This window comes from Achromobacter sp. 2789STDY5608621 (assembly GCF_001299375.1).
GTDB lineage: Bacteria > Pseudomonadota > Gammaproteobacteria > Burkholderiales > Burkholderiaceae_B > Achromobacter > Achromobacter insuavis.
In genome coordinates this window covers 101,822-114,209 of the sequence record NZ_CYTU01000011.1, presented here as the reverse complement: position 1 = coordinate 114,209, position 12,388 = coordinate 101,822, and the positions used below count along the sequence as shown (strand labels likewise).

The following is a 12,388-nucleotide window of genomic DNA, read 5'->3' as shown; positions in this document are numbered from 1 at the left end:
GCGCACAGGCCCAGGCAAGCCAGATGTCCCGCCCCAAGCCAGGCCGCCGGGATCCGGCTCCGCCGGTCCCGCGCGGCGCCCCCTTGAGGGGGAGCGCCGCAGGCGCTCGGGGGTGGGCCTACTTCGGCTCTGCGTTGCGCAGGCGGATGTGCAGCTCGCGCAGTTGCTTCTCGTCGACTTCCGACGGCGCCTGGGTCAGCAGATCCTGGGCGCGCTGGGTCTTCGGGAAGGCAATCACGTCGCGGATCGATTCGGCGCCGGTCATCATCGTAACGATGCGGTCCAGGCCGAAGGCGATGCCGCCGTGCGGAGGCGCGCCGTACTGCAGCGCGTCCAGCAGGTAGCCGAACTTCTCGCGGGCTTCCTCGGCGCCGATCTTGAGCGCGCGGAACACCTTGCTCTGCACTTCCTCGCGGTGGATACGGACCGAGCCGCCGCCGATTTCCCAGCCGTTCAGGACCATGTCGTAGGCCTTGGCGAACGCCTTGCTGGGATCGGTCTCGAGGAAGTCCTCGTGGCCGTCCTTGGGGCTGGTGAACGGATGGTGGGCGGCAGTGTAGCGGCCGTCTTCCTCGTCGTATTCGAACATCGGGAAGTCGACCACCCACAGCGGCTGCCAGCCGGCGGTGAACAGGCCGGTCTTCTTGCCGAATTCGCTGTGGCCGATCTTCACGCGCAGCGCGCCGATGGCGTCGTTGACGACCTTCTCGCGGTCAGCGCCGAAGAAGATGATGTCGCCGTCTTGCGCGCCGGTGCGCTTGACCAGTTCGGCCAGGGCGGCGTCATGCAGATTCTTGACGATGGGCGATTGCAGGCCGTCGCGGCCCTTGGCCACTTCGTTGACCTTGATGTAGGCCAGGCCCTTGGCGCCGTAGATGCCGACGAACTGGGTGTAGCCGTCGATCTCGCTGCGCGACATCTCGGCGCCGCCGGGCACGCGCAGGGCGACCACGCGGCTGCCGGGCGCCGTGGCGGCGGCGGCGAACACCTTGAAGTCCACGTCGCGCATGACGTCGGTCATGTCGGTGAACTCGAGCTGCACGCGCAGATCGGGCTTGTCCGAGCCGTAGCGACGCATCGCTTCGGTCCAGCTCATGATCGGGAACGGCTCGGCCAGGTCGACGCCCTGCACCACCTTGAAGACGTGGCGGATCAGGTTCTCGAAGATCTCGCGGATCTCGAATTCGTTCAGGAACGAGGTTTCGCAGTCGATCTGGGTGAATTCAGGCTGGCGGTCGGCGCGCAGGTCTTCGTCGCGGAAGCACTTGGTGATCTGGTAGTAGCGGTCGAAGCCCGACACCATCAGCATCTGCTTGAACAGCTGCGGCGACTGCGGCAGCGCGAAGAAGTGGCCGGCGTTGACGCGCGAGGGCACCAGGTAGTCGCGCGCGCCTTCGGGCGTGCTCTTGGCCAGCATCGGGGTCTCGATGTCGATGAAGCCCAGCTGGTCCAGGAACTTGCGGGTCTCGATCGAGACGCGGTAGCGCAGCATCAGGTTGCGCTGCATCTGCGGGCGGCGCAGGTCCAGCACGCGGTGCGTCAGGCGGGTGGTTTCCGACAGGTTGTCGTCGTCCAGCTGGAACGGCGGCGTGACCGACGCGTTCAGGATCTCGACTTCCTTGCACAGCACTTCGATTTCGCCCGAGGCCAGCTCGGCGTTGGCGGTGCCCGCCGGACGCTCGCGCACCAGGCCGGTGACGCGGATGCAGAATTCGTTGCGCAGGCGCTCGGCGGTGGCGAAGGCGGCGTTATCCGGATCGAACACGATCTGCGCCAGGCCCGCGCGATCGCGCAAGTCGATGAAGATGACCCCGCCGTGGTCGCGGCGGCGGTTCACCCAGCCATACAGGGTGACGGTCTGGCCGAGATGGTCGCGGCAAACCTGGCCGGTGTAGCAGGTACGCATCGGGATAACTCCGTTGTGTGCTTGGTAGTAGCGTAAAGGGTTACAGGTCGACGCCCGGCGCGCGCTGCGCGTCCGGCGTCGGAGCGGGCGGCGCCGGCCGGGCGCCCGGCATGGCCGGACCCGGGGCGACGACGCCCATGGAAACGATGTACTTCAAGGCCGCGTCCACGCTCATCTGCAGGTCCACCGTGTCGGCACGGGGCACCATCAGGAAGAAGCCGGACGTGGGATTCGGCGTGGTCGGCACGTACACGCTGATGTGGTCCCCGGGCAAGCGCTCGGCCACTTCACCGCTGGGCGTGCCGGTGACGAATGCGATGGTCCAGCTGCCGGCGCGCGGATACTGCACCAGCACCGCCCGGCGGAACGCCTGGCCGTTCGGGGCTAGCACGGTATCGCTGACCTGCTTGACCGAGTTGTAGATCGAACGCACCAGGGGAATGCGGCCCAGCAGGTTTTCCCACTGGTCCACCATGGTACGGCCGATCAGGTTGGCCGCGAAGATGCCCGTCAACAGTACCACCACGATGACCAGGACGAAGCGGAAGCCGGGAATGTCGACGCCGAACAGCGATTCGGACGACAGGAAGCCAGGCACGAACCCTTCGAGGGTGGCGACCAGCAGCCCCAGCACCCACACCGTGATGACCAGGGGAACCCAGATCAGCAGGCCGGTGATGAAGTACTTTTTGATGACGCGCATACGCATCGCGCGCGTGCTCAGGAAGTGGTGGCCGGTCCCGCGGCCGGCGCGGGGGCAGCGGCCGGAGCCGGTGCGCTGGCGGCCGGCGCGGCGCTGTCAGCGGGCGTCGACGGGGCGCTGGCGCCGGTGGCCTGCTGGCCGCCGCTGCCGTTGCCGCGGAAATCGGTGACGTACCAGCCCGAGCCCTTGAGCTGGAAGCCAGCCGCGGTCACTTGCTTGGAAAACGTGCTCTGGCCGCATTCGGGGCAAACCGAAAGCGGCGCGTCGGAAATCTTCTGCAGGACGTCTTTGGCATGGCCACAGGCGCTGCACTTGTAAGCGTAGATGGGCATCGAGGGCTCCCAGGCGCGGGCCCGGTATATCTATGACCGTCGACCGGACGCTGCGCAAAACCAGGGGCGCGAGGGTCCTCCAACGAGAGGCCCCGGGGCCGGAACTGGCTTGGACCGGACAACGGCCGGGCACGGCCGGAAAAATACGGGAAAGTCTTGAATTTTAGCGGTTTTTCATGAAAGGCCGGCGGCACCCCCGCGACGGGGCGCCCCGGGGCTCCGGCGGGGGTGCGCGCCCCGCTCCGTCAGACGGGCAGCAGGAACATCAGGGCGGCCACCAGCGTCGGCCCCAGGGCGGACAAAAACAGCCGTCCGGACGAGATGCTGCCGTCCGGGAAATGATTCTTCAGGATGGCGAAACCGGCCGGATTCGGGGCGTTGGCGATCACCGTCAGGCCGCCGCCCGTCACCGCGCCCGCCACCAGCATGTAGCGCCAGGCCTCGCTGGTGCCTTCCACCAGCGACCCCAGGTAGGTCAGCGCGGCGTTGTCGGTGATCGCCGTCAGGGCGGTCGCGCCCCAGAACAGCACGAACGGCTCCAGGCCGCCCAAGAGGTCCTGCAGCCACCACTTCTGCAGGCCGCCCAGCACCACCAGGCCCGCCAGGAAGAAACCCACCATCAGCCCCTCCTTGATGAGCAGGCGGTTCTGGTGGCGCTTGTAGGCCTCGGCAAAACCGATGAACATCATCAGCAGGCCCAGGAAGATCGCCGGATGATGCGCGCTCAGCACCACCGCCACCAGGAACACCAGGTGGATCAGCATCACCAGCGCCGGCACCGGCGGGCGGTTGTCCTTGCCGTCCGGCGCGTCGACCCCGCCGCCCGTGCCCACCGAGCGCTCCAGCAGCGCCTTGCGGCAGATGAAGGTCAGCAGGCCCGCGTTCAGGCACACCGCCACCGCCGCGCGCCAGCCGAAATGCTGCGCCATGAAGGCCGAGTCCCAGCCGAAGGTGGACGCCACCATCAGCACCGGCGGCGCCGCGTACGAGGTCAGCACGCCGCCGATGGAGACGTTGACGAACAGCACGCCGAGCGTCAGGTACTTGAAGCCGGCGCGCCCGCTGCTGCGGAAATAGGCGTCGCGCAGCAGGATGGCCGCCAGCGTCATGGCCGCCGGCTCGGTGATGAACGAGCCGCCCAGCGGCACCAGCGACATCACCACGAAGAACGTTGCCAGCTCCCGCGGCAGCGGCAGCACGCGCGCCGTGGCGCGCACCAGCAGGCCCACCAGCTCCAGGATCGGCCGGCTGGCCGCCACCACCATGATGGTGAACACGAACAGCGGTTCGGTGAAGTTGCGCGTGTCCATGTAGCCGATGGCCGCGGACGGCCCCGACAGCGCCGCCATCGCCACGATCAGGGCGAACGCCCACACGCCGAACACCGCCTCGACCTCGGCCAGCAGGTGCCAGAAGCCGGCGTGCGGGCCGCCGCGATGGGCCAACCGCGCAAACACGGGAACGGAGAAGGTGTGCAACACCGCCACGACGAACAGGAGTGTGGCAATGACTTCTATGGACTGGGGCATCGAAAGCGCTTCCGGAATGGGAATCCGGGTCACGCGCACGCGGCCCCGAATCGGCGGACAAGGGTCGCACTATAGCGTAGCGACCTCGACCCGCCCTATAGGGACAACGCCAGGATCCACCCGTTTTTCAGGCGATCGGCGCCGGCGGTTCGCCGCCCTGCTGCGCGTCCCGCATCTCCATCAGCAGGCTGTGCAGCATCTCGGTAGACAGGCCGTGCAGCACCAGCCGGTAGCCGGCGCGCAGCGTCGACATCGGCACCAGCGGATGGCTGTTGTTGACCAGAATCAGGTGCTGCGGCGCGCCCAGCAGCTTGGCCGCGTAGATGCCGATGGTCTCGTCCAGCTGCAGCGAGTTGGCCGCGCGCCAGAAGTCGTTGTCGGTCAGCATCAGCTGGTAGAGCGGCGTGAACAGTTCGATGGCGCTCTGCAGGTCGAGGAAATTCAGCCTGCCCTGCGGCATGTCCTCGAGCTTGAGACCCGGGTCGCGGATCATCGAGAAGTCGACGCGCTCGGGCGCATGCATCTCCACGCCGGCGTCGCGCAGCGCCTGGTTCAGCCGGATCACGAAGTTGAACAGGTTCAGGTCGTGCTTGACGAACAGCTCGTCCTTGAGATCGTCGATCTCCATCGGCTCGAGCGGCGTGGTGGCCACGCGCACCGGCGAATTGGCCGCGATGAACGCCAGGATCTGCGCGCCCAGGTGGAAATGCCGCAGGATCAGCCAGTTGGCCTCGGGCGACACGAAGCGCTTCAGGCCCCACGCCAGGATGCGGTGCAGCAGCCGCGAATGCGACCAGCGGCGCGGCAGGAAGGTCTTGATGACCTGGATCAGGATGATGAAAGCGCGCGCCAGCGGCCGCAGGAACGGCAGCAGGTACTGGCGCGAGCCGCAGCTCGAATCGGTCAGCCAGGCCTTCTTGACCTTGTCCGGCAGCGGCGTGCTGCGATCCAGGTACAGCGCCAGCCAGGGGCTCGGATCGGCGGGATCGTGCCCCTTGGCCAGGAATTCCGGTTCCTTGTTCATGCGGCGTCATCCTCCATCACGTGATGAAACTGCATCAGGTACAGCGCGGCCGTGCGGCGCGCGGTGTCGACGATGCGCTGCTCGGCGCGGCCGTCCTCGTCGCAGTCCAGCGCCAGTTCCACCGCCGTCAGCCAGCGCGCCAGGTGGTTCTCGTCGTTGTGGCCATGGTATTCCAGGAAGCGGAAGGCGTCCGGCGGCAGCTTCAGGCTGGCCTTGAGCAGCGGCAGCAGGGCCGGCACGATGCGCTGGCCGGTGCCCTCGATGATGTAGATGGCGCCCAGGAGGCCGATCGGGTCGCGCGTGGCGGCCAGGCTGTGCAGATAGGCGTTGAGCGCCTCGCCTCCGGGGTTGCGGCGCAGCGCGTCGATGCTGTCGATGGCGCCGCCGGCCGTGCGGTAGTCCTGGAACAGGATCTGGAAATCGTTCTGCTCCTCGCCGGCATGCATGTCGATCAGCGCGGCCAGCGGCTGGTACTGCTCGGTCAGCGAGGCCGCGCCTTCGCGCATCCACTTGCTGCCCTCGCGCACCTGCGGGATCCAGTTCTCCATCCAGTTCAGGTAGTCGGCGGTCTCGAAGCGGCGGTTGCGCAGGCGCCGCACCACCGGCGTGCGCCAGACGCGCGAGCGGTAGTCGTGCCAGATCGCCGCCAGTTCGGTCAGCAGCTGGCCCAGGCCCTGCGGCGCCATGTCCGGATCGTGCGGCGGCGCGATGGCGTCGGCATCGGCGCTGTGCGCGTCCTCGCGCCCGGCCGCGGCCGCGGCCGGCGTGGCGCCCACCACGGCCACCGACGGCGCGGCCTCATGCGCCGCCTCGGCTTCCAGCAACATGTAGGCCGCCATGAAGCGGCCCGACTCGGGGATGTAGCAGAAGATCTGCTCGCCCGGCTTGATCTCGCGCGTTTCCAGGAACTCGGCCAGCATGATCAGGATCGACGCCGCGCCGGTGTTGCCGCGCCAGGCCAGGTTGCTGAACCAGCGCTCGCGCGGGATCACCAGGCCGGCCTTCTCCATCAGGTCCTCGACCACCGGAATGAATTTCTCGGACGAGTAATGGCACAGGAAATGGTCGACCTGATCCGGATCCAGCCAGCCGTCGCGCACCAGCTTGGCGTACTCGTGGATGCCGATGTCGAACAGATGCGGCAGCAGGCGGATGTCCTGGCGCAGCGACAGCGCGCCATCGGCCTCGGCCTCGTTCCACGACGGATAGTCCAGGTGGCCCTTCTGCCGGTCGGCCGACAAGCCCAACTGCATGCAGACCGGATAGTCGCCCGAGAACGAACGCTGGTGCACCCACTTCAGGCGCAGCCGCACGCCCTTGGAGGCGCCCGGCAGCGGCCGGCCGCCGCGTCCCAGCAGCAGCGCGCCAGCGCCGTCCGACAGCATCCAGCGCAGGAAATGCGCATCGAAGTCGGCGTCATAACCACGCGCGGCAAAGCGCGAGCGCTTGAACAGGCGCGACGGCAACTCGGCCGCCACCGCCAGCGCGCTGGCGTGGCCGCCCATCTCGACGCCCTGCGCAGCCACCTGGATCGCCGACACGCCCGCGGCGCAGATGCCGTGCACCGACAGCGTCTCCATCGGATGCGCGGCCAGCTCGCCCTGGATCATGTTGGCAAAGCCCGGCATCAACGCATCGCCGCCCGACGAGCCGCTGGTCAGCAGCGACACGTCCGCCAGGTCGCCGTCATTGCGCCGCAGGCAATCGCGGATGGCGTTGGCGGCCAGCTGCGCGTTGGTGAAAACGGTGGAACCCTCGGCATCGATCGCGTAGTAACGCTGCTTGATGCCGTTCTCGGCCAGGATGCGGCTCTTGATGCGGCTGGACATGCGGTTCAGCGGCGCGATGTAGCTGTCCATGGCCTCGTTGGACACGGGTTCGCCCGGCATGAAATAGCCGGCGCTTTCCAGGTAAACACGATTGAACGCGATAGGCATGGCGGGTCTCTAGTGGCAGGTATGGGGTTGCGGCGCTAGCGCACGTGCTCGGGCGCCATGCACGAGCGGCTGCGAAAGCGCGGCAGGAAGGTGCCCAGCACGAACACGCGGAACATGTACGGCGTCAGGCCGCCTTCGTTCAGCGCGGGCGTCACGCGGGCCCGGTAATGGTCGCGGTGCAACCGGGTCAGTTCGGACCAGTGCGCGCGCGGACTCTCGTGATGCGCGGTGTGCAGGCCGATGTTGAACAGCAGCGGATTGACCAGCCCTTCGAAATTGCGGGCGTAGTTCAGGCCCGCGACGGCGCGCGGCCCGCCATCGGCGTGCGCGTGCTGCAGGTAGTTGGTGGCCAGCAGCCAGTGCAGGCCATGCAGTTGCGGAATGATGACGAACACCAGCGCCTTGACCGGATTGATCGCCAGCAGGCCGCCCCACAGCCCCAGCCAGGCGCCGTACTGGCACAGGCAATAGCGCCAGGCGCCCGGCCAGTGGCGGCGCAGCCGCCCGAGCCAGGCGAAGAACAGCGGATACAGCACCCACACGGCCTGCGCCGGATGGATCAGGTAGCCCCACAGGTGATTGGTGTCGCCGCCGAAGCGATAGGTGCGCGCCACGTCGCGCGCGCCGTGCTTGAAGCGGTGATGGTTGGCCACGTGCGCCGGATAGAACACGAAGGTGGGATGCCCCTGCAGCAGCGTGATCCAGAAATCGGTGGCGCGATTGGCCCAGCGGCCATGCCACATGCGGATGTGCGTGTGGTTGTGATGGATCACGCCGATGCCCAGCGTCAGGAACAACATCAACGCATACAGCGGCCACCAGAAGCCGTGCAGCCACTGCCACGCCGCCAGGGCGGGCAGCGCGGCCAGGTAGGCCAGGCTCTGCCAATCGCGCCGGTTGCGCAGCGCGGGCAGCCGGCGCCTCTTGCTAAGCCCGTCCGCCAATCGATTCTCGCTGCCGGAAAGCCTCCAGCTGGGACGTCGCCGCCTCGGCCTTCAGCCGGGTGCGGAACAGGCGGTCCATGAAGGTGAACTGGAAACCGAAATTGCCGTTGTAGCAGGCGTGGTGCAGGTGATGCCGGCGGCTCGCGGCGAACCAGTGCGAATACGACACGTTGGGAAAAAAGTCGTAGTTGGCGTGGCCGATGCAGTTGAAGAACAGGCTGAACAGCGGCACCGACGCCAGCGACCAGAAGCTGAAATCATGCAGCACCATCGGCAGCATGATGACGTTGCCCAGCATCAGCGCCTCGATCGGATGGAAGCTGTAGGTCGAGAACGGCGTGGTCACCACCGAGCGGTGGTGCGGCAGGTGGAAACGGCGCAGCAGCTTGGTGTGCAGCAGCCGGTGGTTGATCCAGAAATGCACGTCGTTCCAGGCCACCAGGGCCAGGATCTCCAGCGTGATTTTCTGCCAGCTGGCATCCGGATCCAGGTGCGCCCAGCCCAGCTGCAGCAGGCCCCAGGGAAAGATCATGCCGGTGCCGAACAGCAGGATCGACACGCCCGACTGCGTGAACTCGCGGCGCAACTGGCCCGGCGCCAGCGGCCGCGGATCGAGCGGCCGGCCGATGCCCAGCGCCGGCAGGATGCGCTGGGTCAGCAGCCAGGTGGCCGCGCCGAAAAGCAGGTAGATGCCGCCGAAGAACAGCAGGCCCGCCAGCATGACCTGCCAGGCGGACAACGCGACAAAAGCTTGGGCCATGAACGTTTTGTTTCACCCCGGAGAATGGCCGCATCATAAGCAATCCGTCAGCCTCGCGGTGAGACATTTATTACCAAATGAATCCGGGCGCCACAAAGCTGCCGCGCCCGGGCGCAACTTCCCGCTATTGGCAGGGAAACTGCCGGTTCAGGCCCGCTACCGCCGCGTCCATGCGCCGCGCCAGCGCCGCGCTGGCGGCCGGCATGGGTTCGCGCAGCTCGTCGCTGAGCAGCCCCTGGCGCCCCAGCTGTGCCTTGACCGGTCCCGGGTTGGGTTCGGCGAAGGCCAGCTGGATCACCGGCGCCAGCGCCTGGAACAGCCTGCGCGCCAGGTCCAGCTGCTGCGCCCGCACCGCCTGGTGCATGGCCACGAACAGATCGGGACGGATATGCGCGGCCGCCGCGATCAGGCCGCTGCCGCCCAGGCACAGCAGCGACAGCGATTGCAGGTCCTCGCCCGCCAGCACGTTCATGTTGCCGTCGGCGATCAGCGCCAGGGTCTTGTCGAGCGAACCGCCGCAGTCCTTGATCGCGGCGATGTTCGGATGCGCGGCCAGCGACAGCAATGTCGCGGTCTCCAGCGTTGTGCCTGTGCGATAGGGAATGTCGTACAGCACCAGGGGAAAGCGCGAGGCATCGGCCAGGCTGCGGAAATAGGCGGCCGCGCCGTCCTGGCCCGGGCGCACGTAGTATGGCGCCGGCGCCAGGATGCCGGCCAGCGGCCGGGTGCCGAACGCGGCCAGCCGCTGCAGCACGTGGCCCTGGTGATTGCCCGCCAGGCCCATCACCACCGGCATGGCGCCGGCCTCGTTCAGCACGGCGTCCAGCACCGCCAGTTGCTCGGCGTCATCGAGCGCCGCGGCTTCGCCCGTGCTGCCGCAGACGACCAGGCCGTCGACGCCCGCGGCCTTGAAATGGCGCACCAGGCGGCGCAAGGCCCCGCCATCGACGGCGCCGCCGGAAAACGGCGTCACCAGGGGAATCCAGACGCCTTGGAACGGGGATTGATGAGTTTGCATGAACACTCCTTCGGTGTAAGCGGACCGTGGTTGGACCGTACAGAAGTGCTCGGGATACTAGGGGGGTGCGCGCGAAGGCGCCGTGGCGCCGCCGTGAGGCCGCTGTTCCGTCGCCCATCTGACGGAACAGCATGCTCCGGTCAGATGAGCGGCTGTTTTTTGGATTTCAGGCCGGCGCAAACCGTCGCCACGCCGAGGGCGCGGAACAGGAAAGCGGACTGGAGGGCCTGAGGAATCATGAATGGAATAAAGGGTTGAAACCGGCCGCGAGCGACCGATGCGCAAATCTACCGGGCCGCCGCCACGCTGTCAACGCAGGCTGGCCAGGAAGATCGCGCACAGCGCTTCCATGCCCTGGCGATCGTCTTCGTCGAAGCGGTCCGGCACCGGGCTGTCCACGTCCCACACGCCGATCAACTCGCCCCGGTGCACCAGCGGCACCACGATCTCGGAACGCGAGGCCGCGTCGCAGGCGATGTGGCCGGGGAACGCGTGCACGTCCGGCACCAGCTGCGTCTGGCGCTGGCTGGCGGCCGCGCCGCACACGCCGCGATTGAGCGGAATGCGCACGCAGGCCGGCTTGCCCTGGAACGGGCCCAGCACCAGCTCGGTGCCGTCAAACAGGTAGAACCCGACCCAGTTCAGGTCGGGCAGCGCCTGGTAGGCCAGCGCGCTCAGGTTGGCGGCATTGGCGATGCGGTCGTGCTCGCCGTCCAGCAGGGCGCGGGCCTGCTTGGCCAGTTCGGCGTACAGCGCGGCCTTGGAATCGGCGGTGATCGGGGCGGCTTCAAACATATATCTAAATGTAACTGTACAGGCGATTATCGATGCAAGTGATTTTAGGGGCTGCCCACGATAAAGGGGCCGCCTTGCCACGCTGTGGGACAATAGTTTACGCAGTAACGTCTTTACCGCGCCGTTGTCATCACCCCGTCACCCCCTTCTTGATTAAGAAGCAAACCATGGACAAGCCTCTCGAACCGACGTTCGCATTTTCCGAACGCGCCCTGCAACTCACCAGCTCCGCGATCCGCGAGATCCTCAAGGTCACCGAGCGCCCCGAAGTCATTTCGTTCGCAGGCGGCCTGCCGGCGCCCGGCGGCTTCCCGGTAGAAGTGGTGCGTGCGGCATTCGACAAGGTACTGTCCACCAACGGCCGCGCCGCCCTGCAGTACGGTCCCACCGAAGGCTACGCGCCGCTGCGCCAATGGGTCGCCGACGACCTGAACCGCGCCGGCGCCAATGTCGCCGCCGACCAGGTCCTGATCGTGTCCGGCTCGCAGCAGGCGCTGGACCTGCTGGGCAAGGTGCTGGTCGACAAGGACAGCAAGGTGCTGGTCGAAGACCCCAGCTACCTGGGCGCCCTGCAATCGTTCAGCCTGTACCAGCCCAAGTACGTGCCGGTGCCCACCGATGACGGCGGCCTGATCCCCGAGGCCATCACGCCCGAGCTGGCCGCTGGCGCCCGCTTCCTGTACGCGCTGCCCAACTTCCAGAACCCGACCGGCCGAACCCTCAGCCTGGAACGCCGCATCGCGCTGGTCAAGCGCGCCGCCGAGCTCGGCCTGACCATCATCGAAGACGATCCCTACGGTGAACTGCGCTACGCCGGCGAACCGCAACCGGGCCTGATCGCCCTGGCCGCCGAATACGGCGCCAACGTCGTGCGCCTGGGCACGTTCTCCAAGGTGCTGGCCCCCGGCCTGCGCCTGGGCTACATCGCCGCCGCCCGTCCGCTGATCAACAAGCTGGTGCAGGCCAAGCAGGCCACCGACCTGCACACGCCCACGCTGACCCAGATGGCCGTGTACGAAATCGTCAAGGACGGCTTCCTCGAAGAGCACCTGCCCAACGTGCGCGAGATCTACCGCGCCCAGGGCAGCTGCATGCTGGACGCCATCGCGCGCGAATTCCCCGCCACCGTCAGCTGGACCAAGCCCGAAGGCGGCATGTTCATCTGGGTGACGCTGCCCGAGCACATCGACAGCACCAAGCTGCTGGAAAAGGCCATCGCCCAGAACGTCGCGTTCGTGCCGGGCGCGCCGTTCTACAGCGGCGCCGGCCGCGCCAACACGCTGCGCCTGAGCTTCGCCACCGTGCCGGAAGACAAGATCCGCACCGGCATCGCCATCCTGGGCAAGCTGCTCAAGGAATACACGGCCTGAAAACCGGGTCCTGACCAGGCTTGACGGTCCCACGGCCGGGCGCGATGCCCGGCCGTTGTTTTATGCTGTC

General features: G+C 67.4%; 11 protein-coding genes. 1 reads left to right on the top strand and 10 read right to left on the bottom strand.

Features of this window, described 5'->3' with window-relative positions; translation table 11 throughout:
• Positions 1–118: 118 nt before the first annotated feature.
• The 10 genes from aspS to AOZ53_RS13550 all read right to left on the bottom strand — a co-directional run bounded on the left by aspS (position 119) and on the right by AOZ53_RS13550 (position 10,948).
• Positions 119–1,906, bottom strand: coding sequence for an aspartate--tRNA ligase (gene aspS / locus AOZ53_RS13595; protein WP_054430835.1), 1,788 nt, complete (start codon positions 1,904–1,906; stop codon positions 119–121).
• Positions 1,907–1,946: 40 nt separating this feature from the next.
• On the bottom strand, positions 1,947–2,609 hold the full coding sequence (locus AOZ53_RS13590) for a DUF502 domain-containing protein (protein ID WP_006391987.1): 663 nt from the start codon (positions 2,607–2,609) through the stop codon (positions 1,947–1,949).
• A 17-nt stretch (positions 2,610–2,626) separates the two neighbouring features.
• A complete protein-coding gene (locus AOZ53_RS13585) occupies positions 2,627–2,941 on the bottom strand; it encodes an FmdB family zinc ribbon protein (RefSeq protein WP_054430837.1) in 315 nt (104 codons plus the stop codon).
• A gap of 245 nt (positions 2,942–3,186) precedes the next feature.
• Positions 3,187–4,470, bottom strand: a complete 1,284-nt coding sequence (locus tag AOZ53_RS13580; RefSeq protein ID WP_054430839.1) for a putative Na+/H+ antiporter — start codon at positions 4,468–4,470, stop codon at positions 3,187–3,189.
• A 127-nt stretch (positions 4,471–4,597) separates the two neighbouring features.
• Entirely contained in the window at positions 4,598–5,494 is an 897-nt protein-coding gene (locus AOZ53_RS13575; protein WP_054430841.1) for a DUF6999 family protein, read from the bottom strand.
• Positions 5,491–7,431: a StlD/DarB family beta-ketosynthase gene (locus AOZ53_RS13570; RefSeq protein WP_054474525.1), complete on the bottom strand. Its 1,941-nt coding sequence runs from the start codon at positions 7,429–7,431 to the stop codon at positions 5,491–5,493. The genes AOZ53_RS13575 and AOZ53_RS13570 overlap by 4 nt, the downstream gene beginning before the upstream one ends.
• A 35-nt stretch (positions 7,432–7,466) precedes the next feature.
• Positions 7,467–8,375, bottom strand: a complete 909-nt coding sequence (locus AOZ53_RS13565; protein ID WP_054474526.1) for a fatty acid desaturase — start codon at positions 8,373–8,375, stop codon at positions 7,467–7,469.
• Positions 8,359–9,135 carry a sterol desaturase family protein gene (locus tag AOZ53_RS13560; RefSeq protein WP_054430847.1) on the bottom strand — a complete coding sequence of 259 codons (777 nt, stop codon included), beginning with the start codon at positions 9,133–9,135 and terminating at the stop codon, positions 8,359–8,361. Before AOZ53_RS13560 ends, AOZ53_RS13565 begins: the two co-directional genes overlap by 17 nt.
• Before the next feature lie 124 nt (positions 9,136–9,259).
• A complete protein-coding gene (dapA, locus tag AOZ53_RS13555) occupies positions 9,260–10,153 on the bottom strand; it encodes a 4-hydroxy-tetrahydrodipicolinate synthase (RefSeq protein WP_054430849.1) in 894 nt (297 codons plus the stop codon).
• Between the two features lie 309 nt (positions 10,154–10,462).
• Complete coding sequence (locus AOZ53_RS13550; RefSeq protein WP_054430850.1) at positions 10,463–10,948, bottom strand: GAF domain-containing protein; 486 nt, start codon at positions 10,946–10,948, stop codon at positions 10,463–10,465.
• 167 nt (positions 10,949–11,115) lie between these two features.
• Here AOZ53_RS13550 and AOZ53_RS13545 point away from each other — a divergent pair, with 167 nt between their 5' ends.
• Positions 11,116–12,318: an aminotransferase-like domain-containing protein gene (locus AOZ53_RS13545; protein WP_049077171.1), complete on the top strand. Its 1,203-nt coding sequence runs from the start codon at positions 11,116–11,118 to the stop codon at positions 12,316–12,318.
• Positions 12,319–12,388 lie beyond the last annotated feature (70 nt).

Coding starts and splice junctions, on each gene's coding strand:
- aspS (WP_054430835.1), bottom strand. CDS start 1,906: ATGCGTACCTGCTACACCGGCCAGGTTTGCCGCGACCATCTCGGCCAG.
- AOZ53_RS13590 (WP_006391987.1), bottom strand. CDS start 2,609: ATGCGCGTCATCAAAAAGTACTTCATCACCGGCCTGCTGATCTGGGTT.
- AOZ53_RS13585 (WP_054430837.1), bottom strand. CDS start 2,941: ATGCCCATCTACGCTTACAAGTGCAGCGCCTGTGGCCATGCCAAAGAC.
- AOZ53_RS13580 (WP_054430839.1), bottom strand. CDS start 4,470: ATGCCCCAGTCCATAGAAGTCATTGCCACACTCCTGTTCGTCGTGGCG.
- AOZ53_RS13575 (WP_054430841.1), bottom strand. CDS start 5,494: ATGAACAAGGAACCGGAATTCCTGGCCAAGGGGCACGATCCCGCCGAT.
- AOZ53_RS13570 (WP_054474525.1), bottom strand. CDS start 7,431: ATGCCTATCGCGTTCAATCGTGTTTACCTGGAAAGCGCCGGCTATTTC.
- AOZ53_RS13560 (WP_054430847.1), bottom strand. CDS start 9,135: ATGGCCCAAGCTTTTGTCGCGTTGTCCGCCTGGCAGGTCATGCTGGCG.
- dapA (WP_054430849.1), bottom strand. CDS start 10,153: ATGCAAACTCATCAATCCCCGTTCCAAGGCGTCTGGATTCCCCTGGTG.
- AOZ53_RS13550 (WP_054430850.1), bottom strand. CDS start 10,948: ATGTTTGAAGCCGCCCCGATCACCGCCGATTCCAAGGCCGCGCTGTAC.
- AOZ53_RS13545 (WP_049077171.1), top strand. CDS start 11,116: ATGGACAAGCCTCTCGAACCGACGTTCGCATTTTCCGAACGCGCCCTG.